We start from the raw sequence: 23,297 nt of genomic DNA, 5'->3' as shown, positions 1-23,297 counted from the left end.
AAAGACGGGCGCAGAAATCGCGCCCGTCTGCTTGGCTGGCTGCTTGAGATCAGGCAGATTTGGCCAGGTTGCGCAGCACATAGTGCAGCACGCCGCCGTTTTCGATGTAGGCGATCTCGGGGGCGGTATCGATACGGCATTTCAGGGGGATCACCTTGACCGTGCCATCCGCCATGGTGATTTCGCAGGGCAGCTGCTGCTGTGGCGTGACACTGTCGAGACCGAGGATAGTGATGGTTTCCTCACCTGTAAGGCCAAGGCTTTTGCGGGTGTCGCCATTGGTGAATTCAAAGGGAATGACCCCCATGCCCACCAGGTTCGAGCGGTGAATGCGCTCAAAGCTTTCTGCGATGACCGCCCTGACCCCAAGCAGGGCCGTCCCCTTGGCCGCCCAGTCGCGGCTGGAGCCGGCGCCATATTGCGCGCCGCCAAAGATCACCAGCGGCGTTTGGCTGTCCTGATAGGCCATTGCGGCGTCGAATATCGACATCTGGCTGCCATCAGGGCCTTTGGTATAGCCGCCTTCGACCGTGCCATCCTTGGTGGTGAGCATTTCGTTCTTGATGCGGATATTGGCAAATGTGCCGCGCATCATCACCTCGTGGTTGCCCCGGCGTGACCCATAAGAGTTGAACTCGCGCGGTTGAACGCCGTGTTCCAGCAGGTAGCGCCCAGCCGGAGTGGTGGTGGCAAAGCTGCCCGCAGGCGAAATGTGATCGGTAGTGACCATATCGCCCAAGATTGCCAGAACCTTGGCGTTGTTGATATTTTCTATGGTGCCGGGCTCTTGCCCCATGCCCTGAAAATAGGGCGGGTTCTGGATATAGGTCGACTGGGGGGGCCAGTCGTAGGTTTCGGCCTCGGTGGTTTCTACCGCCTGCCATTTTTCATCGCCGGTAAAGACCTCGGCATATTTTTCCTCAAAGGCCTGGCGGGTGACGGTGGTCTCGACCAGATCGGCGATTTCCTTGGTCGAGGGCCAGATGTCTTTCAGATAGACGTCCTGACCATCCTGCCCTTTGGCAATCGGTTCAGACGTCAGGTCGATATCCATTGTGCCCGCCAATGCATATGCCACCACCAGCGGCGGCGAGGCCAGGTAGTTGGCGCGCACATCGGGGCTGATGCGGCCTTCGAAGTTGCGGTTGCCGGAGAGCACAGAGGTGGCGATCAGGTCGCCCTCGGCGATGGCTTCGCTCAGCTCTTTCTGGATCGGGCCAGAGTTGCCGATGCAGGTGGTGCAGCCATAGCCGACCAGGTTGAACCCGATGGCGTCCAGATCCTCGGTCAGACCGGCGGCGTCCAGATAGGACGACACGACCTGCGAGCCCGGCGCCAGTGAAGTCTTGACCCAGGGCTTGCGGTCCAGGCCCAGTGCGCGCGCCTTGCGCGCCACCAGCCCGGCACCGATCATGACATAGGGATTCGAGGTGTTGGTACAGGATGTTATCGAAGCGATCACCACCGAGCCGTCGCGCAATTCGTAATCCTCGCCCTTGACCTTGACGGATTTGCGCAGGTCAGAAGACCCGGTAGGGGTCGGACCTTCGGAGGCCATGTTCGCCGCCCCATTCGAGGTGTCGATACCGCGGTATTCGTTGACCACGTTCAGGAAGGCCCTGGATGCCTGATCAAGCGCGGTATAGTCCTGCGGCCGTTTGGGGCCGGAAATGGCCGGCACAATGCTGCCCATATCAAGGTGCAGCCTATCGGTGTAGATCGGCGCATAAGAGGCATCGCGCCACAGGCCGTTTGCCTTGGCATAGGCTTCGACCAGGGCGATACGATCCTTGTCGCGGCCGGTGTTTTCCATATAGCGCAGGGTCTCGCCGTCGATTGGGAAAAAGCCGCAGGTGGCACCATATTCAGGGGCCATATTGGCAATTGTGGCACGATCAGCCAAGGGCAGGTGATCTAGCCCCGTGCCAAAGAATTCGACAAATTTGCCAACAACCCCCTTGGCACGCAGCATTTCGACCACTTTTAACACCAGATCAGTTCCGGTGGTGCCTTCCACCAAATGGCCTGTCAGTTCAAAGCCGACAACCTCGGGGATCAGCATAGAAATCGGCTGTCCCAGCATTGCGGCTTCGGCCTCGATACCGCCAACGCCCCAGCCCAGCACCGCCATGCCATTCACCATGGTGGTATGGCTGTCTGTCCCTACAAGCGTATCGGGATAGGCGACGTCCTCGCCGTTCTGGTCGGTATCGCTCCAGATGGTCTGGGCCAGATACTCCAGATTGACCTGGTGGCAGATCCCGGTGCCGGGGGGGACCACACGAAAGTTGTCAAAGGCACCTTGGCCCCACTTCAGGAACTGGTAGCGTTCCATGTTGCGTTCATATTCGCGGTCGACATTCATCTGAAAGGCGCGGGGCGTGCCAAAGGCGTCGATCATCACGGAATGGTCAATCACCAGGTCCACCGGGGTAAGCGGGTTGATCTTTTGCGCATCACCGCCAAGCGCCTTGATACCATCGCGCATCGCCGCCAGGTCGACAACGGCAGGCACCCCGGTGAAATCCTGCATCAAGACCCGCGCCGGGCGATAGGCGATTTCGCGCGCTGCCTTGCCACCATTTTCGGCCCAGTCTGCAAAGGCCCTGATATCATCAAGCGAGATGGAAAATCCGCCGTCTTCAAATCGCAGCAGATTTTCCAGTACCACCTTGAGCGCGGCGGGGAGTTTGGAGAAATCGCCAAGCCCAGCTTCGCTGGCAGCAGGGATAGAGTAGTAGGAGATCGACTTGTCCCCTGCGCGCAGGCTGCGGCGGGTTTTGGCTGTGTCCTGTCCGACGATGATGGGCATATCTGGCTCCCTTGGTGTTCAGTTGCAAGCTGTTGATCGGGACTTGCCCCATTGTTGCCATTGCCACTGGGGGCATTCAATAGCCGATTGGTCACAGTTTTCTGTCGGTCAGTGCCTTTGCGCCTTGGCGGCATACCGGCCGCTGACCGTTTACCGCTTCAAGAATGATTGATTGGCCTTTACGCCCCTGGCGCAGTATCTCTGGGGCGTTCAGATCAGGATGGAGCAGCCATGAAATCCCTTGCGGCCCTTGCGGCCCTCGCCCTGGCCATCGGCCTTGCCCTTCCGGCGCAGGCCCAGGCCGAAGAGACGGGCGTCTCTGTGTCCGAACCAGTGGTTGTGGAATTGTTTACCTCGCAGGGGTGTTCGTCCTGCCCACCGGCAGATGCGCTGCTAGAGCAGCTGGCCGGGCGGCGTGATGTCCTCGCGCTGGCGCTGCACGTGGATTACTGGGATTACATTGGCTGGAAGGATATTTTTGCCAGCCCCGACTATACCCAGCGGCAAAAAGGCTATGCCCATGCAGCGGGACGCAAGATGATCTATACCCCGCAGATGGTCGTGATGGGGCAAAAAGATATCCTGGGCGGCGATGCGATGGCGCTGTCAGATGCCATCGCGGTGCAACACGGTACTGCGCGTCCGGTTGCCTTGCAGGTGCAGCGGCGCGGCGACGAACTGTCGCTTTCGGTGAGCGCGCGGGAGGGCCTGCCAGATCACCCCGTCGCGATCTATGTTCTGCGCTATACCCCCATGAAAACCGTAGATATTACCCGAGGGGAATTGGCAGGGCGGCGCATCGACTATGCCAATATCGTTGAGGATCTGCGTCAGGTCGCAACCTGGGACGGGCAGGCGGCAGCCGTCTTTACCGTGCCCTATGCCAAGGGGTTGCCGGGGGCCGTTTTGGTGCAGAACGCCCCCTATGGCGCGGTTTTGGCTGCGGCAGGGATCGCGCAATGAGCCAAAGCCAGCCGCCTGCGGTTCAATGCATTAACCTATCTCGGTAACGATCTGTATCGTATCAATTTTTCTCTATGGTGCTGTCGGGGTGTGGCTTCTTTGGAAGCGGCACATAGGGTTTCCAGCGGCGGTGGATCCAGAACCATTGCCCCATATGCCGCCGGACCAGGCTTTCGAGGTCATCGCAGATCGTCTTGGTCATTGTGACCGGGTCGCTCGGCGCGATTTCAGGGTTTAATATGATCTCAAAATCCAGGCCGTTTTCCTGCCGCACCGCATAAACTGGGATCAGCGCCGCGCCATATTTCAGCGCCAGTTCTGCAGGCACGGTTGAGGTCACTGCAGGTTTGCCAAAGAAATCAATCAGTTCGCCGCCATGCACATGCAGGTCGGCGACAATCGCAATGATGCCGCCTTTTTTCAGATGGCGTACCATTTCCACCATGCCGCGTTTGCCCTGTTCAAACATCGGCGTGCCAACGCGTTCCATGGCACGTACATAATGGGCGTTGAAATAGGGGTTCGCCATACGTCGATACAACGCCCCCATGGAGAAGCCGCGCGCGATCAGCCCGGCGCGGGCAGCGTCATAATTCCCAAAATGACCGGTGACAAGAATAACGGGCCGACCCGCTGCCCGCGCGGCCTCCAGTGCCTCTAGCCCCGGCCCGGTGATTGGCGCTGCGGTTGCCCGTGTAATAAAGGGCCCTCCAGCATAGAGTTCGGTGATCATTCGCCCGGCATTATCGCCCACCTCACGGCACAGGCGCGCGACCTCTGGCTCATCAAGTTCGGGGCAGGTCAGGGCCAGGTTTTCACGCACCCTGCGATCAAAGCCAACCACCGGCCCAAGTGCAGAGACCAGCTTGCCAATCAGCGGAATACGCCAGCGATAGGGCACCAGTCCTGCCATGCCCAGAATCCCGCGCAGGGCAAGATTGCTGGAAAAATAGGTGGCACGTTGTTTGAAGGAAAGGTGCGAAGGGTCTTGGGGCATAGGGGCGCAGCCTGCAGGGATCATGGATCAGAAACGGATCATAACCTTGGGTGAACATGGACACAACTGTTGTCCCTTGCCCTCTGCTTTGGCATGAAAGCGGGCGGTTTTCCGCCCCTCTATGCTCCTATGCCTCTTCGTCCTCTTCCGAGATCAGTTCGATCTCGCCGGTGTTGATCAGATCACGCATGGCCCCAACAATCAGGCCAAAGGCTGTTTCGCCATCGGCGCGTTTGACCTTGCCCCGTTCGGCCACTTCTTCGCGGATATTGTTGGCCATACGGTTGGACATATTGTCTAGCAGGAACTCGCTGGTGGCAACATCGTCGGGATCCGAGGCGAAAGCGATTGCGGTGATGACATCTGGCGCGGCCAGGATACGCATCAGTTTTGGCACGTCCAGCGGCTGCATCCGCTGTGCCAAAAGCGCGTAGGTAAAGATGGATTTGCGCACATCGGTGGCGAATTCCTGGTCTTCTTCCTCCAGTGCAAACAGAACCTCTTCGCGCTTGGCGGCGGCGGCCTCGGTGAGAATTGCGCCAACCCGCTGGCCGGGGGTGGACGAAAAGGCCAGATCTGGCCGCGCGTCGACCTGACCCGCAAGGGAAAGCCCAATACGATCAACTGTTTCTGGGGTGACGTTGCTGGTGTGACTGACAGCATAGGTGATCTGGCGCGCCACGGGCCCGGGCAGGTGTACCAGCATTTGTGCCGCCTTGGCAGTGTCGAGCTTGGATAGCAGAACGGCGGCGACCTCAATGCTTTCGGCCTCGGCCAGTGCGGCGAGATCCTCTGGCGGTAGGGCCTTCAGGCGTTCCCATGGGTCGCCAAACTGGCGCACACCGGCCTCTTTGCGCAGGCGGCTGGCGGTATGGCGGCTGATGCGCCCGTCCATTGCCGTAAGCGCCCCAGCCAGGCCATTGGGAAAGGTCAGCCCGACATTGTCGAGCATTTCTGCAAATTCACTGGCAACCGCATAGAGCGTGTCGCGATCCACCAGACGCATCTTACCCATCTGCTGGGTCAATTCCATCTGCAGTTCGTCTGGCAGGTCTTCGATTGGAATATCTGCGCCTTCATTTAGCAGTAGCCGCACAACGATGGCGGCCTTGGCCTTACCGCTGAGCTTTGGAGTGGTTACGGCACCGCCCCCCATGGCCACCGGAGCAGGAGCAGAGAAGTCCCCCATTCCACCCATGTCGCCACCCATACCGGTGGACATTGGTAGCGCCAACATATCATCTTGCAGCATTCTAGCACCCTAGCCAAAAAGATTCTTTTTCGGTCAGGTTCAAACTACCCCATAAGCAGTAAATAAATGCTGAAGCTCAATAGCTTGATGTGGCACCGGTTTCCAAAGCCTGAAGCAGCGCCACCTCGGGCCAGCTGCCCTTTCCGCCACGGGCGCGGATTTCCTTCCACTGCGCCAAGGCCAGGCCAAATTGGCCTTCTTCTACATAGCCTTGCCCCATGTAAGAGCGCGCCAGAAGATTGTCGGGGTTTTGGGCGATGGCCTGTTCGTAATAGGCATTGGCCAGGCTGCGGTTCCCCAGTTTGCGGTGGGTGTATCCCCAGTAGGTCAGAACGCGGGCTGCGGTTTGATCCTGCATGGTGGCCAGCACCGCCTGGGCATCGGCGTTGCGCCCGGCATAGGCGAGTTCACGCAAGGCATCAAACAGCTCATCCTGGTTGAGCGAGGATTCTTTGGGCCGTACACAGCGCCCTTTGTCTTCATCCCAGACGCGTTTACCCTTGCAGGTTTTTGTTGTCTCCGTCGGTGTTGGCGGGGACCAGGTGTTGTCCCCGGCGGCAAAGGCGGGCAGGGGCAGGCTCAGGGCCGCGGCTAGAACAAGGTAACGCATAGGGCAACTCCGCGAGACGAGGGCAAGATAGCGGGTAGTTTAGCGCAAAACCTAGACTGGGGTACAAGTATCATATGGCACCGGGTCACGTTGACGTGACCGCCTGATGCGGGCGTCAGCTTCCCTGCAGAGGCTGCGCAAAGGCTTTTGAGAGGCGATCTTGCAAGGCGCTGAACTTTTTGCGCTGAAAGGCGCTGCTGTTATAGGCGTCACAGCTGATCTTGACCCATTCGATCAGCAGGCGCCCGCGCAGACAATAGCTCAACAGTTCTGCATCTACGGGGTGGCGATAGGTCTTTAGGAACATCTCTCGGCTGCTAGTGCGAATGCCATCCGGGCCAATGTGATCGGGCTGGGCAGTGGCAAAGATATCCATCTTGAGAAAATCTACGATGTCATAAACTGCAAGCTTGGTATCGGTTTCGGTGAAGTCGAGCCCATAGCTGCAACCCTGTGCCAAAATTAGATTTCCGCCATGAAAATCGCCATGGCTCAGCGCGGTGGTACCTTGGCGATGATCAAATCGCGACAGATCTTTCTGCATGATCGAAATATACCGTTTCAGGCTATTCGCGCAGGGTTGAATCCCCCCGGGATGTCGATGTTTTTCAACCTCTTCCAGCATCCAGTTCAGCCAGATATCAGCCCGTTCCTGCGGGGCGCTTGCATGAAGGCGATGCAGCCATTCCCCGCCGCGGCGATAGACTTGCCGGGCCTGTTCCGGGGTAGGATCTGCATAGATTTTTTGCTTTGCGGTTTTTCCAGCAGCAAAAGCAGTAACATGAAAATGCCCATGAGGGGACAGGTACAGCGGCTTTATGACCGTCAGGCGCCCCTCTGGTGCGAACTCTGCCTCTAGTTGTTGCAGCAGCTTGAACTCTTTGATCAGCCGGGTTGCCTTGGGGGCGCAATCCAGTTTCAATACCAGCTGCGGTTTCTCATCCTGCGACAGCACAAAGACAAAACGTTCTGTCGGAAAGCGGGTCGATTGATCCAGGCAGGTGATGGCAAATGGTTTTGTTTGGCCTGTGTGGTGGCTGTACTCTTCCACGCAGGACAGAACCAGTTCTTCGTCAAATTGCGCAAATGGAAGCATGATCGCCCATATCGTTTTATTGTAATGTTACGTTTGCCAATGCCGGTTTCAGGCAAAAATATGCTTAAAATCAATAACGCCCCCTCAATTTAAGGGGGCGTTTCTTGTGCTTGTGATCAGATTGGGCGATGACACCCAAAGGCGTCAATCAGTCGCCAAAGACCCGCCTAAAGATCGTGTCGACGTGTTTGGTGTGGTAGTCCATGTTGAACTTTTCTTCGACGCCATCAACACCAAGCGCTGCCACGACTTCGGCATCCGCCAGCAGCAGCTCACGGAAATCGAGCCGCTCTTCCCAGACCTTCAGCGCGTTGCGCTGCACCATGGAATAGGCGTCTTCGCGCGACACACCGGCCTGCGTCAGCGCCAGCAGTACCCGCTGGCTCATCACCAGGCCGGGGAATTTGTTCATGTTGTCCAGCATGTTTTCTGGGAAAACGAGCATCTTGTCGATCACGCCAGTCAGGCGGGATAGGGCAAAATCCAGGGTGACGCAGCTGTCGGGACCGATGGCGCGTTCAACGGAGGAATGCGAGATATCGCGTTCATGCCAAAGGGCGACGTTTTCCAGAGCCGGGATGACAGCCGAACGCACCAGCCGCGCCAGACCGGTCAGGTTTTCGGTCAGAACCGGGTTCTTCTTGTGTGGCATCGCCGAAGAGCCTTTTTGGCCCATGGAGAAGAATTCCGCGCCTTCCAGCACTTCGGTGCGCTGCATGTGGCGGATTTCGGTGGCGACGTTTTCAATGGAGGAGGCAATCACCCCGAGGGTGGCAAAGAACATCGCATGGCGGTCACGGGGGATCACCTGGGTCGAAATGGGTTCGGGCGACAGGCCTAGTGCGGCGCAGACGTGCTCTTCGATGGCGGGGTCGATATTGGCAAAGGTGCCAACCGCGCCGGAAATCGCGCCAGTGGAAATTTCTGTCCGGGCCAGTTTCAGACGCGCCAGGTTACGGTCCATTTCGGCATAGAAACGTGCAAAGGTCAGCCCCATGGTCGTGGGCTCGGCGTGGATGCCGTGGCTGCGGCCAACACGGACGGTGTCTTTGTGTTCCAGCGCGCGTTTCTTCAGGGCAGCCAGCAGGGCTTCCATATCCTTGATCAGGATATCCGCCGAGCGCACGAGCTGTACATTGAGGCAGGTATCCAGCACATCCGACGATGTCATGCCCTGGTGCACAAAACGTGCTTCGTCGCTGCCCACATGTTCGGCCAGATGTGTCAGAAAGGCGATGACGTCATGTTTTGTGACAGCTTCGATTTCGTCGATGCGGGCGACATCAAATTCCACATCCTTGGCTTTCCAGACTGCATCAGCGTTTTCACGCGGGATAACACCCAGGTTGGCCATTGCCTCGCAGGCATGGGCCTCGATCTCGTACCAGATGCGGAACTTGGTCTCGGGCGACCAAATGGCGACCATTTCGGGGCGGGAATAGCGAGGGATCATCGGCGAAAGCACCTTTATGGGATTGTCCAGTTGATAGGGCGCCTCATACGGCAGACGGGCCAATTGGGCAAGTCTGGGCAGGTGAATATGAAATATGTCGCATCCTGCGCAGGCGTCATAGCTGTCGGGGCGGGCAGACTGGCCCACGCCAAAGCAGTAGCGGCCCCTTTGTGGCGTAGGGACCGCCATTAGGACAGAACTGTGGTGCTGAGGTAGGCTAGCGCTTGGACATATGCGCCAGCGTGTCGCGGTTACGGCAATATTGCGGTGCCGAGGCCAATTCGCTGTTTCTAGCCTGTAGGTCGGAACAGCCGACCTGATTGGTGCAATGGCTGCAATTTTGCACGGCGCGGCGCAGTTTGCGGGCCTCGCCCACTGGATCCTTGGCGATACCGTCGATCAGGTCAACGCCCAGTCGCTCCGCCATGCCTTCCACCAGATCGGTGCTCTGTCCGAGTTTCGAAAAAAGTCCCATGCCTGTCTCCTCAGATTGGTTGGTCGTCCATTTTGCTATGGCCAAGATGACAGGGAGCAGAGAGGGGCGCTTTGATATGTATCAATATCATTTCGTGGCGTGGTGGAGGCTTGGTTCAGGCCTGCCAGGGGACAGGCGCGGGCGGTCACATCATCGGGTGCTCTTCCTCCAGCGTTGTCACCACCTTGGCGCTGTGTTCCAGGGTCCGGTGCACCGGGCATTTATCAGCGATCTCCAGCAGCTTGGCGCGTTGCTCTGCATTCAGGGTGCCACAAATGCGAATGACACGGATGAACTGGTCGATCTTGGCAGGCCCCGAGGGCAGCACGTCCTGTGCGTGTACTTTATCATGGCTTATATCAACGCTGACGCTATCAAGCTGCCAGCCTTTGCGGCGGGCATACATGCGAAGGGTCATCGAGGTGCAGGCCCCCAGCCCGGCCGAGACAAAGCCGTAGGGCGACATGCCCCGGTTGGTGCCACCATAGGCCAGCGGCTCATCAGCATAGGCATGGTGGTGGGGGCCGGATTGGATGTCTTGCAAAAAGCCGTCCGGGTCTGCCTCGGTGACGCGCAGCACACCTTCGGGGGCACCGGGGGGCGGCGCGGGCGGGGTCAAATCTATATAGCGCCCGGCCCAGGTGGCAATCAGCTCTGCCGCATATTCGCTGTCTTTGCTGCGCGAAATCAGATGATCGGCATTGTCCAGGGTGACAAAGCTCTTGGGGTGTTTGGCGGCAGTGAAGATATCGGCGGCGTTGTCGATGCTGACGGTGTCATCGCGGGGCGCATGCATCACCAGCAGGGCGGCGTTCAGTTCGGCGATGGCCGGGGCAAGTGCCACCGCCGAGATATCTTCGACAAAATCGCGGGTAATGACAAAGGGGCGCCCCCCCAGGCAGACCTCGGCCTGGCCTTTGGCGCGGATTTCAGGCAGGGCGGCGTCAAAGTGATGCGAGACATGACCCGGATCAAAGGGGGCCCCTAGGGTGACAACGCCTTTGATGGTGGGAATGCCTGCCCGAGCGCGCAAGACGGCCGCACCGCCCAGCGAATGTCCAACCAGCAAGGCAGGTGCCATATCGCGCCCTGCCAGATACTGCGCGGCGGCAATCAGATCCGCCACGTTAGAGCTGAAACTGGTATTGGAGAATTCGCCATCGGAATGGCCCAAGCCTGTGAAATCAAAACGCAATACGGCAATGCCCATGGCGGCCAGACGTCCGGCAATGCGCCGCGCGGCCGGAATATCCTTGGAACAGGTAAAGCAATGGGCAAAGAGCGCCGTTGCCAGCACCGGCCCATTGGGGAGGTCCAGCCGCGCGGCCAGGGTATCGCCAGAATGGCCGGGAAAGGTGATGGCTTCGGTGGGCATGGGGGCTTTCTCGCTTTTGGTCCCTCTAGACTGCGCAGTCATCGGCGTGGCGACAAGGCGGTCGGGCGAAAGGTCACGTGAAGGTGATGCACTGTGCTTGCTGGCACAGGTCTCTGGCCGCCTGTGCGGCCGCTATCGTTTGGGGTGTTGTTTCTGTTGCATGCCTTAGGGTGGCGCCGGAAACCTCTGGCCTGTCAGCGCCTTATTGCCGATGCGACGTCCTGGGGCTGGGCTGCGCGATTGCGGCGGGCCTGGTCTCGCCATAGACTCTCGCCTTATGAGGTTTCGATTTTTCTATTCCGGGGTGCTGGCAGCGGTGCTGCTGCCTGTGCCTGCCGCGGCGCATCCGCATATCTTTGTGGATACCGGGTTTGCCTTGGAATTTGACGATGCAGGCCGTCTGTCTCAGGTAAAAGTCACGTGGCAATATGATGAATTCTATTCGCTTTTGATCACCGAAGACCTGCAGCTGGATCAGGATGGTGATGGGATCTTAACCCCGGCAGAGCGGGCGCGGCTGATTGGTTTCGATACCAACTGGGACGAGGGATTTAACGGCGATCTCGAAATTCATGCAGGGGGCGCACTCTTGGCGCTTTCGGGGCCGCTGGAGGCGACCACCGCGCTGGATCAGGGGCGCATCATCAGCAGTCATATTCGGCGCATCGCCCCCAGGGATAGATCGCGGCAGGGGCCGATTTCGATGAAAGCCTTTGATCCGTCTTATTACACAGCCTATGATATCACGCTGCCGGTGACCCTGCCTACGCGACAGCAAGGGGAATGCCTGCTGGAACTGATAGAGCCAGATATCGTCGGCGGTTTGGCGCAGATGCAGGCGCAGCTGTTGCGGCTGGATGCCAATGCCGACTTGGAAGAAAACGACTTCCCCTTGATCGGCGGCGAGTTCGCAACAGAGATCCGTGTTTCATGCTCCACCTCGTAAAACCCCTGGCCCTACTGGCCGCAAGTCTTGTGCTTTGTTTCCTGCTCTGGTGGGGGGCGCAGGATGTTCTGGCCCCACTGGGGGAATGGGCAGCGGGACACCAGCGCGCGTTTCAAAACCAGATTGCCCGCAGCCTGCGGGCCCTGCGGGCGGCGGAACCTGGGGCCTTGTCGGTGTTGATGCTGGTCTGTTTTTCCTATGGGTTCTTTCATGCGATTGGGCCGGGTCATGGCAAGATCCTGATTGGTGGATATGGCATGGCGCGGGCGATCCCCTGGGCGCGTCTTGGTGTGTTGGCACTGGTTTCCAGCCTGGGGCAGGCGGTGACGGCGGTGGTTCTGGTCTATGGCGCGATCATGCTGTTGCAGCTGGGCCGCGACAGCATGATCGGTATCGCCGAAGACACCATGGCTCCGGTCAGCTATGCGGCGATTGCGGGCATTGGTCTGTGGCTTCTGTTGCGGGGGCTAGGCAAGATGTTCCGCCGGTCGGATCCAGCAGATGGCACTGGCGATCCCCAGCCTGCTACAAGCCCGCATGCACATGGCGGGCATCAGCACTGTTCCCATGTGCCGCCCTCTGCTGCTCCGGTAGCGCAGCCCTGCGCCGACTGCGGCCACCACCACGGCCCCAGCCTGGCCGAGGTCGAGGCGGTCTCGGGGTGGCGAGAAGCCCTGCTATTGATTGCCAGCATCGCAGTCAGGCCCTGCACGGGGGCGCTGTTCGTGCTGATTATCACCTGGCAGATGGGCATTGCTCTGGCTGGGGTTGCAGGGGCCTTTGCCATGGCCCTGGGGACGGCCTCGGTGACCATTGCTGTCGGCTTGGCGGCGCTTGGGCTGCGCGGCAGTGCGCTGGCGCTGTTCACAAGGGCCGGGCGGGCGGCACAGGTGGTGCCTGTGTTAGAGGTGGGGGCCGGGTTTCTGATCGCGCTTGCTGCGGCAGGCATGCTGGTCCAAAGCCTGAGCTAGAGCGCTGTCGTTTTTGCGCGAACCTGGGGGCGGGATTTGTTATGCAGATGCGCAACAGTACGCCGGGGGCCACGCATATGATTCTGCAAAAATCCATTCCTCATAACCCTTTGGCCGAAAACAAACTGCCAGGAATCGCGCCTTTGCAGATGGCGGATTGGTTGCAACCGGATGAAGCCTTTGCAGGCCAGATGGCAGAACGCGAAGCATTGCTGGCGGCGGCGCGCGATCAGGTGCTGCAGCTGGATCCCGCGGCCTTTCCGGCGGCACAAGAGCTGTTGCAACTGGTGCTGGATCATCGCTATGGCGGTGCCCGGGACCAGGTTACGCGCCCCGACGGGGTTACGGTGAGCCTGGACTGGCAAGACCCGCTGGCCACGCTGGGCCAGATCTGCCAGGAAGATTTCTGCATACTGGAACGGCATGAGGACAGCCGCGAACATGTGCTGACAGGGGCGGTGCTGTGTTTTCCGGCCAGTTGGACGCTGCGCGAGAAATTCATGCGCCCTTTGATTGGCATTCACCATACTGTGGACAGCTATGACGGCAATATCGCCGCCCGTGTTCAGCGCCTGTTTGATGGGGTTCAGGTAGGGCGTCCGCTTTGGCGGTTCAACGCGCTGTGGTACCAGGCACCCGATCTGCATGCGCCACGGTTGGAAAATGCCCCGCGTGACGACAGCCATGCCGACGACGCGCCCTATATGCGCAGCGAACAACAGGTGATCCTGCGCTTGCCCAAGACCCGCGCGGTGATCTTTTCGATCCATACCTATATGGTTCACAAACAGGATGTCATGGCGCAGTGGGGTAGTGTATCCGCAGCGCGATAAGCGGATTACTGGGGTAGAAAAGCGCGGGCAGCGGCCTGCACCATGCCCGAACCATGCAGGAACAACACCACAAAGGCGGTCAGCACAGCCCGCAGAGAAAAGATCAGATCAACCCCGCGCAGACCGTTTGTCAGGGTCGAAACAGTGGCACGAGGCAGGGCCAGCAGTCGGTGCAGGCGGTTTTTGCCAAAGACCGACTGATAGCTGACCTGTGGGGCCGCGACAGCGGGCACCGGTTTTGCAGCACGCGAGAGCCTTGCACGGCCAGGAAGGGGCTGAAGTTCATCAAGATGGCGCTCCAGCTCCGGGGTGACTGCATCCGGCGAGCCAAAGCGCGCTTGTCCGCGGGCGCGCTCTGCCTCGGCTTCGGCGCGGGCCTTGTCTGCCTTCCAAAGGCGGTCGGCTGCGGCTGCCCGGGCTCTGCCTGTTGTGCTGTGCGCCGCATCCGCATCCGTGTCCGTGATTGTGGGTTCTGATGCGGTCCGCTTCAGGGGCTGCGGTACCATATCTGCCGTGGCGCTGGACATATCGTTCTGTGGCGCAGCCTGCGCGCAAGCCAAGGCTGCCGGTTCTTTTTTCGGTTCTACTGCGTGTGTCGCATCGGGTTCCAGCACCGGTTCTGCCCAGGTTTCCGCCTGTTCAAAGGCACCAAGGAATTGTTTCGGTGTCAGGGCTTTATCGGTTTCCTGCCAAAAGATGACCAGCGGATCCAGCGCCAGTGTCAGCCGTTTCAACAGCTCGGCCAGCAGAATTTCAGTGATCTCCTGGTCGCAGCCCTGATGAAAACTGGGCGTCATCTTGAGTTCGATATAGGCGGCGGGCGTTGGCAGGTTTTTGGGGGTGCGCACCCCCAGCCGCAGGGGAATGCGGCGCAGACGCAGGCTCACACGGTAGTGATCGCAGTCCAGGCCAATGCGGTGGGGCTCGCGGGCGGTGATCTGCAGTGCGGGATGGCCAAACTCTTCCATCGTGTCCAGCAGCTCTGTCAGCGCCAGTGCCAGTGTTTCCTCGCTGCGGTGGTTAAACCCCAGCTTGCCTTTGTAATGCTCGATCTGTGCCACCGTCAGGGTCCTCCATTCGGGATGCTCTGGGGAAACAATAGGCGGCGATCTGGATCAAAAGTGAGGCAGTCAGGGTCAATAGGGGAATGAAACTTCAGATTTTCGCCAAATGGCATATGATCCGTAAAAATTAAACAAAATCAGGTTTTTGTATGTATGCCCTGGCTTCAGTTCGCCAGAATGGGGCAACAAATGGGCGCTCTGCGGCCACTTTGATGCCGCATCCCCTACAATTGCGGGATGTGGGCACGATTGTTCAGCCCGCCACAGATTCCCTGTTGCTGCGCGGCAGGGCAGTGCGGATGGGCCTGCACTGGTTACTGATCAATTTGCCGCCCCATGATTGCCAGCGACTGTTGATACACCGTGGCGGCATTCCATTGCTTTAGCACCTGGTAATTGCGCTGTCCCTCTTGGTATCCTCTGCCGCGTTTCCAGCCATTCTTTTGCAGATAGCGCGCGGTAGAGGCCAGGGCATCGCCCATGTCGTAGAAATTGACCCGGCCATCGCCATCCCAATCGACGCCGTACTGCAGCGCATTGCCGGGCAGAAACTGGGTATGGCCCAGTTCCCCGTGTTTGGCGCCCAGGGTGGCGCTGGTTATAGCCCCCTGATCAACCAGTTTGAGCGCACCCAGGGCGTGCGGTTCAAAGAAGTCAGAGCGGCGACAATCATAGGTCAATGTGACAATGGCCGATACCACCTGGCTATCGCCCATGAAATTGCCAAAGGCGGTTTCCATACCGTGGATGGCAATCAGAACGCCGGCCGGGACGCCGAATTTGCGTTCTAGCGCGGCGTAGAACTCCGGGTTGCGGGCTTTGCGCTTGCGTCCCTGGGCCACGATTGTTGCGGCACCACGGATCTGCATGAACTTGTCCAGACTGTAGCGAAAGCTTTTCTGGTTGCGGTCGGCAGCGATGGTGCGGCTGGCATATTGCGCCTGTGCCAGGGCCTGCAACCCGGCGGGCTTTACCCCGGCACGGCGGGCATGTTTGGCAAAATCTGCTTTCCAGCTGTCAAACCCGGCAGCAGTATTGCCGCAGGGGGCAGAATGGGCAGCGCTCGTCAGGGCAAGAGAAAGGGCAAAGGCAGGCAAGGCAAAGACGCGCATGAAATGGGATCCTGAAAGCAAAAGGGCCTGCAAAGCCTAGCCTGCCTGCTGGTAAAATCCAGCGGGAAAAGTTGGCCCTGCTTCCCAGTGAGCCCTGCTTGCCCAATCGGGCAGTGGCAGGTCAGACGTGCCACTGCCAGTCTGCCTGTGGGCTTTTGGTCTAGGCAAAGGCCCCGGCGGCGCTGAGCGCCAGCCCATCGGCCACCGCCGTCATGGCATTGTGGTTTTCAATCTGGGCATTGGGGCACAGCTGGCAGAGTGCGGCCTCTAGCGAGGACAGAAGGGAGGAGCCACCCACCATGACCAGCCGGTCGATCTGGCTTGGCGTGACAGCGCCGCGCGCCAGGGTTTCGGCAGCGCATCGGGCGATCTGATCCATCATCGCGGCCAGGCTGTGCTGCATCTGCGCCGGGGCCAGCGGGGCCGACAGCCCGCGTTCCAGGATCCGCAGATCGATGCGCGGGTTGCTGGTATCGGCACCATTGGTCAGGATCTTGCCACGTTCCACCGCAAAGGCCAGATCGTGCCCCAACTCATCCTCCAGCACTGAAACAAGGCGGTTTAGCCGCTCTGGTTCAACCGCGTATTTGGCCAGATCACGGGCAGCGCGGCGACTGTCGGCCGCATAGAGAAAGGGGATCATCTGCCAGGTGGCCAGATCATTGAACAACCGGTTGGGGGCGGGCAGGGTATCCTTGCCAAAGGCGTTGCGGATCTGGCCACCCCGCCCCAACAGCGGCATCACATGATCAATACTGATCTGGCGGTCAAAATCGGTGCCGCCCAGCCGAACCCCATGCGAGGCCAGGATCTGCGTCTCGCCACTGGCGGCCTGTTCAAACAGGGTGAAATCCGAGGTGCCGCCGCCAATATCCACGATCAGCCCCAGCCCCGCTGCCGGCGCGGCAGAGCGCACGGCGGCCTCTGGCTCGTACAGGAACTGCACATCTTCAAAGCCGGCCGCGAGGTAGCAATCCCGCAGGTCGATTTCCGCTTGGGCGTCGCGGGCCGGGTCGGCACTGTGAAAATGCACGGGGCGGCCGGACAGCGCATAGGTGAAGCTTTGATTTGTGGCCGCTTCGGCGCGGGATTTCACTTCTGCCAAAAATCGGGCGATGATTTTGATAAAGTCGGTGACCTCTCCGTTCAGCCGCCGTTCTTCGCGCAAGAGCGGCGTGCCCAGCAGGCTCTTGAGCGCGCGCATAAAACGACCCTCTTCCCCATTGATCAGCGCGCGAGTCGCCGCGCGACCAATGCGCATGGGGCGTTTGGGTTCAAAGAACACCGCTGTCGGCAAAGTGGTTTCGCCGGGCTCCATTTCAACCAGGAAAGGGCGCCCCCCCACGGCGATCCCAGCAGCGGAATTCGAGGTGCCAAAGTCAATGCCAAGGGTCATCGGCGCGGTGGGCGCAGGGGCGGTGTCAGGCATTCGATGGTTCCTCTTCAGGGGACTGGAACGCGCCTTCCTACAGAAGCCAAGCATCTGCTTCAAGAGACAAGCGCGCCCACGCCCATCTTGCACAGCCCGTGGCGTAAACACTGCAATGAAAAAAGGGCGCCCGATTGGGGCGCCCTTTCAAAACCAGTCTAATCACAAGGGATTAGCAGCTGTAGTACATGCCGTATTCAACAGGGTGCGGCGTGTGCTCATAGGTCTGAACTTCTTCCATTTTCAGAGCGATATAACCTTCGATCTGGTCCTTGGTGAAGACGTCGCCCTGGATCAGGAAGTCGTGGTCGGCTGCCAGAGCGTCGAGGGCTTCGCGCAAGGAACCCGCAACGGTTGGGATATCGGCCAGCTCTTCGGCGGGCAGATCATAGAGGTTCTTGTCCATGGCCTCACCGGGGTCGATCTTGTTCTTGATGCCGTCAAGACCAGCCATCAAGAGGGCTGCAAAGCACAGGTAGGGGTTGGCGGCCGGATCAGGGAAACGGGCTTCAACGCGCTTGGCTTTGGGCGATTCAGTCCATGGGATCCGCACACAGCCGGACCGGTTACGCGCGGAATAGGCGCGCAGAACGGGGGCCTCAAAGCCAGGGATCAGGCGCTTGTAGCTGTTGGTCGCCGGGTTGGTGAAGGCGTTCAGGGTCTTGGCGTGCTTCAGGATGCCACCGATGAAATACAGGGCTTCATCCGACAGATCAGCGTATTTGTCGCCAGCAAAGAGCGGCTTGCCGTCTTTCCAGATCGACATGTTCACGTGCATGCCGGTGCCATTGTCGCCATAGATAGGCTTGGGCATGAAGGTTGCGGATTTGCCGTAGGCGTGGGCCACATTGTGGATCACATACTTGTATTTCTGCATCTCGTCGGCCTGTTTGGTCAGGCTGTCAAAGATCAGGCCCAGCTCGTGCTGGCAAGACGCAACCTCATGGTGGTGCTTGTCCACTTTCATGCCCAGACGCTTCATGGTCGACAGCATTTCAGAGCGCAGATCCTGGCTTTCGTCGGTGGGGTTTACCGGGAAATAGCCGCCTTTGAGGCCTGGGCGGTGGCCCATGTTGCCCATTTCATACTCTGTATCGGTGTTCCAGGAGGCGTCTGTCGCGTCGACCTCATAGGAAACCTTGTTGATCGAGTTGGAATAGCGCACGTCGTCGAACAGGAAGAATTCGGCTTCGGGGCCCATGTAGGCCACATCACCAATGCCGGATGCCTTCAGATAGGCCTCGGCTTTCTGCGCGGTGCCGCGGGGATCACGCTCGTAGGCTTCGCCGGTGTCGGGCTCTACGATGGAGCAGTGGATGCAGATGGTTTTCTCGGCGTAGAAAGGATCTACATAGGCGGACGTGGTGTCTGCCATCAGTTTCATGTCGGAGTTCTCGATCGATTTCCAGCCTGCAATCGAAGAGCCGTCAAACATGAAGCCTTCTTCAAGGAAGTCTTCATCAACCAGATCCACATCCACGGTGACGTGCTGCAGCTTGCCACGCACATCGGTAAAGCGGATGTCGACATAGGCCGCATCTTCGTCTTTGATCATCTGGAGAACTGCTTCTGTGCTCATTCCCTTGGTCCTTCTGATTTTAATGTCAGGTAATTCGGTTTACAGCGCGTCCGTGCCGGACTCGCCGGTACGAATGCGGATGGCTTGTTCAACGGGAGAGACAAAAATCTTGCCGTCGCCAATCTTGTCGGTTTTTGCGGCCTCAATAATGGCCTCGATGGCGGCATCGACCTGGTCGGCCTCGAGCACAACTTCGATCTTCACCTTGGGGAGGAAGTCCACGACATATTCTGCGCCGCGGTACAATTCGGTGTGGCCTTTTTGACGGCCAAAGCCCTTCACTTCGATGACGGAGAGGCCCTGAACGCCGACGTCTTGCAGCGCTTCCTTCACCTCGTCCAGTTTGAACGGCTTGATGATGGCTTCAATCTTTTTCATGCCTGGGGCTCCTCACAACCTTGTCGAAGCTCCTCAGATCATTTCTGAATGGGAACGACAATGCGCTGTGCTGTCTCAGGTGTTGTGGTGCTGCAGTTTTGCATGCAAGCGATTAAAAAATGAGCGATGCGATTAAATATTGTGCGAAAGTGAATCGCCCAATCAAACACAAGGAAAGGGTGTCATGGCTGAACTGCTGACTGCCGCGCAGATGCGCAGCATTGAACAGGCCGCGATTGAGGCCGCGGAGGTGACCGGGCTGGAGCTTATGGAACGTGCCGGGCAGGGGGTGGTCGCGGCCATTTTCGAGACCTGGCCCGAGCTGGATCTACAGGACACGGGTGTGGGCGCAGGGCGCGATCTGGAAGAGCATCGCAAGAAAGAGGGGGGCGCTGCCCCCGATCCTGCGGATCCCCCCCGAGGTATTTTGGGCAAGATGAAAGCGGTGGTGCTATGCGGGCCAGGCAACAATGGCGGAGATGGCTTTGTGGTGGCGCGTTTGTTACGCAGATGCGGTTGGGAGGTGGAGGTGTTCCTTTTGGGGCAGCCCGACAGGCTGCCAGCTGATGCAAAGACCAACTATGAACGCTGGGTGGCCTGTGAAAAGGTCAAGCCGTTCCCCGAATATCGTGCCGGGGAAGAGGCGACAGATCCGGAGCGGAGAGGCCAAGCAGATCTGGTCATTGATGCCCTGTTCGGAACGGGTTTGGTGCGGTCGGTCGGGGCGGGGATTTCAAGATCCCTATCCGTTTTGCAGCGTCGCCTTTCTGTGGGTCATGCAAGGTGGGTCGGCGTTGATATGCCCAGTGGACTCTGTGCTGACAGTGGCAAGCTGCTCTTGGAGGAGGGCGACGATCTGTGGTCTGATTATGCGCTGACCGTTACCTTTCATCGGAAAAAAATCGGCCATCTACTCGCGCGCGGGCCCGAGTGTTGCGGGCCTGTCAAAGTGGCTGACATCGGGCTTGACGCTATGGGCGCGCGGGCTGGGGATGGCTTGGCTTTCGGTGAAACATCACTGCGGGGCGCTGACCCTCGCGGGGCTATCTGCCGCACAGTTGATCAGCCGCACCGTGATTGTTTAGCCAAAGGGAAACGTGGGCATAAGTATTCTCATGGCCATGCGCTTGTCTTATCCGGCGGGCATGGCAAAACCGGTGCGGCCCGGCTGGCGGCGCGGGGGGCGTTGCGCATGGGGGCGGGGCTGGTGACGCTGGGGTCTCCGCGATCTGCCATGTTTGAAAATGCCGCACAATTGACGGCGATAATGCTGCATCAGATTGATGGGGCCTATGGGATCACTGAGTTGTTGGAGGACCAGCGTTTCAATGCGCTTTGTTTGGGGCCGGGACTTGGGCGCGGCATGGATACGCAGGCGGTGGTGATTGCGGCGCTAAAAGCGCAGAGGGCTACGGTTTTGGACGCAGATGCGCTCACCCGGTTTGAGCGAAACCCGCAGGTCTTGTTTGATCTGTTGCACGCGGGCTGCGTGATGACGCCCCATGGAGGGGAATTTGCCAAACTGTTCCCGGATCTGGCTGAAAAACTGGCAGCGCCGACACTGATCGGCCCGGCCTATTCCAAGGTTGATGCGACGCGTGCGGCTGCCGCCAGGGCAGGTTGTGTGGTGCTGTACAAGGGGGCGGATACGGTGATTGCCGATCCGGAAGGGCGCTGTTCAGTGCATTCAGCCCAAGATGAACGGGCCGCGCCCTGGCTGGCGACGGCGGGGGCGGGAGATGTCTTGGCCGGGTTTATTACCGGACTTATGGCGCGTGGGGTTGGGCCAATGTTGGCGGCAGAAGCGGCGGCCTGGCTACATGTGGACTGCGCGCTAGAGTTTGGCCCCGGTTTGATTTCGGAAGATCTGCCAGAGGCGCTTCCATCTGTGCTGCGTCGGCTGACCTCGTCGCAGAACCAATGAGAGAGGTATATAGCTAACGGAATTCGGTTTCCGGTTGAGTTCAAGCAGCGTGTTATGGTGCCGGTTGGGAAGCATGGGGCGAACTGGATTTGGTGCCGGGTATCGGTGCCTCTATTTATCATATGGGCGCGTCCTGGCGTTGTTGTGCATTGTTGCGCTTGGCTGTCTCAGAAATGGTTAGGGCCAGGAGGGAGTGGGCCAGGCATACTTCCCAAGCGCGCCGCGGCAGGCGGAGGGACTTCGCGGTCAGGTCTTCCAGCACATAAGGCGGTATTCAAAAGTTGGCCGTGTCTTGCGGTGACCAGGTCAATCTAGTGAAGCGGGATTATTTCTGAAGTGGTGGTGCACCTAAAGGGAGTAACTTCGAACGCCCTTTAGGGAGAGCGGTAGCGTTGGGCAAAGGCTTATCAACCTAAACCGTCACCCCTATGGATCAAAGGCCGGTCATGCACCAACAATCAAACTGGACCGATTAGGCGGGCTGATCAATTGCCCATCAGGCAATCTGGAAATCTCAATCCGCGCATGGCTCAGCTTGGGTCAGGTTCCAACAACTCTCAGGTTTGATCCGGCATCAACCATTTCAGGGGAGCCAATCTTTGAACTCGGTGTGCCATCTGCGTCACCGATCTTAAATGAACCGACGAGTCCATGAAGCATGGAGACATCTTGCTTCATGGATAGCATGGCCGCCGTCGCTTCCTCGACCATCGCAGCATTCTGCTGCGTGACCTGATCAAGTTGACTGACGCCCAGATTGATTTCCGACAACCCGGTCGCCTGTTCCTCAGCAGAACTAGCAACCTGGGAGGTAAGCACGACCGTTCGTTTCACATCGCCGCTCATTTTCTCCAGCGCTTTGCCTGTTTCATTGACAAGCGATACCCCCCCTTCCACCTGACGGGTGCTGTCCTCGATCAATGACTTGATTTCGTTCGCCGATGCAGCAGTGCGTTGAGCAAGCCCGCGAACTTCAGAGGCAACAACAGCAAATCCACGCCCAGCGTCCCCCGCACGGGCCGCTTCCACACCTGCATTCAGTGCAAGCAAGTTTGTCTGAAAGGCGATGTCATCGATGACATTGATGATCTGAGATATCTCACTCGCAGACTCTTGGATTTCATGCATCTTGAGAATTGCTTCCTGAACCACCTTGCTCCCGTGATCGGCACTTTGACGTGTTTCGCTGACGGTCTGGTTCGTTTCGTGCGTGGCTTCTGCCGCAGATTGCATGCTCATACTGATCTCTTCGACTGCCGCCGCCGTCTCTTCCAGGGTCGCGGCCTGCGTTTCCGTGCGGTGCGAAAGATCCTCTGCGGATTGGGCCACTTCGTCTGCCCGAGAACTCAGGTTCGCCGCAGATTCTTGAATTCTTTGGAGAACTTCTCGTTGCGATAGCACCAAGCCGTTGAAGGCTTCTCTAACCGGATCGTAGCGCACAGGGTAGTCGCTCTCTTTGGAGGATGGGATCAACTGTGTCAGATCGCGCGCGGCCATCTCCTGAATGCCGTTCGTCAGATACTTGAATGCCAGGTCTTGCTCTTCTTTTTCAGCCGCAAAATGGGCATCCAGAACCAGATGCGTGTCCAGTGCGAAGGCCCGGGCTATTGCGCCCATGATCTTCGGAAGGTTTCGCTTACTGAACAGGCGGAGCCCACCTACATACTTATTTAACAAGGATTCTTGTATGTACGAGGTCGCCTGAGCATAGCCGGAAAGGTAGAAAAGGAAGGGAAGTCCAATCCGTGGATGAATTCGGCCAATGCGATAGGCAGAGTCAAAATACTCCTGTGTAAACTCGCCAGACAGAAGCAACTCCCAGTGTTTCTTTTGACCCGCTTTGGCTTTGGCAATCAATGCTTGATCAGGAAAGAACCGGCTCATTTCCGGATCATCGGATATGAAGCTGTTGATTGTCACTGAGAACTGACCCGGTATTTTCACCGAGATTTGACCCACCTTCAGTTATGCGCTGTAGTTTATGATGTGGTCAATGTTGCGGTCTCCTTTCCTGTTTTCTTTGCAGCC

At 58.7% G+C, this 23,297-nt stretch carries 19 protein-coding genes; 5 read left to right on the top strand and 14 right to left on the bottom strand.

Going from position 1 to position 23,297, the window contains the following annotated elements; all coding sequences use genetic code 11:
• Window positions 1-49: 49 nt before the first annotated feature.
• Window positions 50-2,812, bottom strand: coding sequence for an aconitate hydratase AcnA (gene acnA / locus P2081_RS08105; protein WP_278922378.1), 2,763 nt, complete (start codon window positions 2,810-2,812; stop codon window positions 50-52).
• Between the two features lie 231 nt (window positions 2,813-3,043).
• Between acnA and P2081_RS08100 the strand changes: the two genes are divergently transcribed.
• Window positions 3,044-3,775, top strand: a complete 732-nt coding sequence (locus P2081_RS08100) for a DUF1223 domain-containing protein (protein WP_278922377.1) — start codon at window positions 3,044-3,046, stop codon at window positions 3,773-3,775.
• 61 nt (window positions 3,776-3,836) lie between these two features.
• On the opposite strand, the gene P2081_RS08095 is transcribed toward P2081_RS08100, so the two are convergent.
• The 7 genes from P2081_RS08095 to P2081_RS08065 all read right to left on the bottom strand — a co-directional run bounded on the left by P2081_RS08095 (window position 3,837) and on the right by P2081_RS08065 (window position 11,033).
• A complete protein-coding gene (locus P2081_RS08095) occupies window positions 3,837-4,772 on the bottom strand; it encodes a lysophospholipid acyltransferase family protein (protein ID WP_278922376.1) in 936 nt (311 codons plus the stop codon).
• A gap of 127 nt (window positions 4,773-4,899) precedes the next feature.
• On the bottom strand, window positions 4,900-6,024 hold the full coding sequence (locus tag P2081_RS08090) for a flagellar motor switch protein FliG (protein ID WP_278922375.1): 1,125 nt from the start codon (window positions 6,022-6,024) through the stop codon (window positions 4,900-4,902).
• Window positions 6,025-6,100: 76 nt separating this feature from the next.
• The gene (locus P2081_RS08085; protein WP_278922374.1) at window positions 6,101-6,634 is read right to left on the bottom strand and encodes a hypothetical protein; all 534 of its coding nucleotides are present in this window, start codon (window positions 6,632-6,634) and stop codon (window positions 6,101-6,103) included.
• Between the two features lie 115 nt (window positions 6,635-6,749).
• A complete protein-coding gene (locus P2081_RS08080) occupies window positions 6,750-7,730 on the bottom strand; it encodes a phosphotransferase family protein (protein ID WP_278922373.1) in 981 nt (326 codons plus the stop codon).
• Window positions 7,731-7,878: 148 nt separating this feature from the next.
• Window positions 7,879-9,183, bottom strand: coding sequence for an adenylosuccinate lyase (gene purB, locus P2081_RS08075; RefSeq protein WP_278922372.1), 1,305 nt, complete (start codon window positions 9,181-9,183; stop codon window positions 7,879-7,881).
• 217 nt (window positions 9,184-9,400) lie between these two features.
• Window positions 9,401-9,658 (bottom strand): DUF6455 family protein, encoded by a 258-nt coding sequence (locus tag P2081_RS08070; RefSeq protein WP_278922371.1) that lies wholly within the window; start codon window positions 9,656-9,658, stop codon window positions 9,401-9,403.
• A 145-nt stretch (window positions 9,659-9,803) separates the two neighbouring features.
• The gene (locus tag P2081_RS08065) at window positions 9,804-11,033 is read right to left on the bottom strand and encodes a bifunctional alpha/beta hydrolase/OsmC family protein (RefSeq protein WP_278922370.1); all 1,230 of its coding nucleotides are present in this window, start codon (window positions 11,031-11,033) and stop codon (window positions 9,804-9,806) included.
• 277 nt (window positions 11,034-11,310) lie between these two features.
• On the opposite strand from P2081_RS08065, the gene P2081_RS08060 reads away from it, so the two are divergent.
• From P2081_RS08060 to P2081_RS08050, 3 genes are read left to right on the top strand one after another with little or no spacing between them, the layout of a single operon-like run.
• Window positions 11,311-11,979 (top strand): DUF1007 family protein, encoded by a 669-nt coding sequence (locus P2081_RS08060; protein WP_278922369.1) that lies wholly within the window; start codon window positions 11,311-11,313, stop codon window positions 11,977-11,979.
• A complete protein-coding gene (locus P2081_RS08055; RefSeq protein ID WP_278922368.1) occupies window positions 11,964-12,950 on the top strand; it encodes a nickel/cobalt transporter in 987 nt (328 codons plus the stop codon). The genes P2081_RS08060 and P2081_RS08055 overlap by 16 nt, the downstream gene beginning before the upstream one ends.
• Window positions 12,951-12,991: 41 nt before the next feature.
• The gene (locus P2081_RS08050) at window positions 12,992-13,783 is read left to right on the top strand and encodes a heme-dependent oxidative N-demethylase family protein (RefSeq protein WP_278922367.1); all 792 of its coding nucleotides are present in this window, start codon (window positions 12,992-12,994) and stop codon (window positions 13,781-13,783) included.
• Window positions 13,784-13,788: 5 nt separating this feature from the next.
• Here the strand turns inward: P2081_RS08050 and P2081_RS08045 are convergent, their stop codons facing one another.
• The 5 genes from P2081_RS08045 to P2081_RS08025 form a co-directional block, all read right to left on the bottom strand.
• Window positions 13,789-14,844, bottom strand: coding sequence for a hypothetical protein (locus tag P2081_RS08045; protein WP_278922366.1), 1,056 nt, complete (start codon window positions 14,842-14,844; stop codon window positions 13,789-13,791).
• A 317-nt stretch (window positions 14,845-15,161) separates the two neighbouring features.
• Window positions 15,162-15,959: a lytic murein transglycosylase gene (locus tag P2081_RS08040; RefSeq protein WP_278922365.1), complete on the bottom strand. Its 798-nt coding sequence runs from the start codon at window positions 15,957-15,959 to the stop codon at window positions 15,162-15,164.
• 160 nt (window positions 15,960-16,119) lie between these two features.
• Window positions 16,120-17,388, bottom strand: coding sequence for an Hsp70 family protein (locus P2081_RS08035; protein WP_278922364.1), 1,269 nt, complete (start codon window positions 17,386-17,388; stop codon window positions 16,120-16,122).
• Between the two features lie 172 nt (window positions 17,389-17,560).
• Window positions 17,561-18,967, bottom strand: coding sequence for a type I glutamate--ammonia ligase (gene glnA, locus P2081_RS08030; RefSeq protein ID WP_278922363.1), 1,407 nt, complete (start codon window positions 18,965-18,967; stop codon window positions 17,561-17,563).
• 39 nt (window positions 18,968-19,006) lie between these two features.
• Window positions 19,007-19,345 (bottom strand): P-II family nitrogen regulator, encoded by a 339-nt coding sequence (locus tag P2081_RS08025; protein WP_232402261.1) that lies wholly within the window; start codon window positions 19,343-19,345, stop codon window positions 19,007-19,009.
• Between the two features lie 184 nt (window positions 19,346-19,529).
• Between P2081_RS08025 and P2081_RS08020 the strand changes: the two genes are divergently transcribed.
• Window positions 19,530-21,269: an NAD(P)H-hydrate dehydratase gene (locus P2081_RS08020; RefSeq protein ID WP_278922362.1), complete on the top strand. Its 1,740-nt coding sequence runs from the start codon at window positions 19,530-19,532 to the stop codon at window positions 21,267-21,269.
• A gap of 540 nt (window positions 21,270-21,809) precedes the next feature.
• Here P2081_RS08020 and P2081_RS08015 read toward each other — a convergent pair.
• Window positions 21,810-23,189, bottom strand: a complete 1,380-nt coding sequence (locus P2081_RS08015; RefSeq protein WP_278922361.1) for a globin-coupled sensor protein — start codon at window positions 23,187-23,189, stop codon at window positions 21,810-21,812.
• Window positions 23,190-23,297 lie beyond the last annotated feature (108 nt).

This window comes from Pseudophaeobacter profundi (genome assembly GCF_029697505.1).
In the GTDB taxonomy this organism is placed as follows: Bacteria; Pseudomonadota; Alphaproteobacteria; order Rhodobacterales; family Rhodobacteraceae; genus Pseudophaeobacter; species Pseudophaeobacter profundi.
This window is presented reverse-complemented; position numbering and strand designations above follow the sequence as displayed.

What these genes read in the sequence shown, in the direction of transcription:
- P2081_RS08020 (WP_278922362.1), top strand. Translation starts at nt 19,530, where the DNA reads ATGGCTGAACTGCTGACTGCCGCGCAGATGCGCAGCATTGAACAGGCC.
- P2081_RS08055 (WP_278922368.1), top strand. Translation starts at nt 11,964, where the DNA reads ATGCTCCACCTCGTAAAACCCCTGGCCCTACTGGCCGCAAGTCTTGTG.
- glnA (WP_278922363.1), bottom strand. Translation starts at nt 18,967, where the DNA reads ATGAGCACAGAAGCAGTTCTCCAGATGATCAAAGACGAAGATGCGGCC.
- P2081_RS08100 (WP_278922377.1), top strand. Translation starts at nt 3,044, where the DNA reads ATGAAATCCCTTGCGGCCCTTGCGGCCCTCGCCCTGGCCATCGGCCTT.
- P2081_RS08060 (WP_278922369.1), top strand. Translation starts at nt 11,311, where the DNA reads ATGAGGTTTCGATTTTTCTATTCCGGGGTGCTGGCAGCGGTGCTGCTG.
- P2081_RS08065 (WP_278922370.1), bottom strand. Translation starts at nt 11,033, where the DNA reads ATGCCCACCGAAGCCATCACCTTTCCCGGCCATTCTGGCGATACCCTG.
- acnA (WP_278922378.1), bottom strand. Translation starts at nt 2,812, where the DNA reads ATGCCCATCATCGTCGGACAGGACACAGCCAAAACCCGCCGCAGCCTG.
- P2081_RS08035 (WP_278922364.1), bottom strand. Translation starts at nt 17,388, where the DNA reads ATGCCTGACACCGCCCCTGCGCCCACCGCGCCGATGACCCTTGGCATT.
- P2081_RS08050 (WP_278922367.1), top strand. Translation starts at nt 12,992, where the DNA reads ATGCAGATGCGCAACAGTACGCCGGGGGCCACGCATATGATTCTGCAA.
- P2081_RS08095 (WP_278922376.1), bottom strand. Translation starts at nt 4,772, where the DNA reads ATGCCCCAAGACCCTTCGCACCTTTCCTTCAAACAACGTGCCACCTAT.
- P2081_RS08040 (WP_278922365.1), bottom strand. Translation starts at nt 15,959, where the DNA reads ATGCGCGTCTTTGCCTTGCCTGCCTTTGCCCTTTCTCTTGCCCTGACG.
- P2081_RS08080 (WP_278922373.1), bottom strand. Translation starts at nt 7,730, where the DNA reads ATGCTTCCATTTGCGCAATTTGACGAAGAACTGGTTCTGTCCTGCGTG.
- P2081_RS08090 (WP_278922375.1), bottom strand. Translation starts at nt 6,024, where the DNA reads ATGCTGCAAGATGATATGTTGGCGCTACCAATGTCCACCGGTATGGGT.
- P2081_RS08085 (WP_278922374.1), bottom strand. Translation starts at nt 6,634, where the DNA reads ATGCGTTACCTTGTTCTAGCCGCGGCCCTGAGCCTGCCCCTGCCCGCC.
- P2081_RS08070 (WP_278922371.1), bottom strand. Translation starts at nt 9,658, where the DNA reads ATGGGACTTTTTTCGAAACTCGGACAGAGCACCGATCTGGTGGAAGGC.
- P2081_RS08025 (WP_232402261.1), bottom strand. Translation starts at nt 19,345, where the DNA reads ATGAAAAAGATTGAAGCCATCATCAAGCCGTTCAAACTGGACGAGGTG.
- purB (WP_278922372.1), bottom strand. Translation starts at nt 9,183, where the DNA reads ATGATCCCTCGCTATTCCCGCCCCGAAATGGTCGCCATTTGGTCGCCC.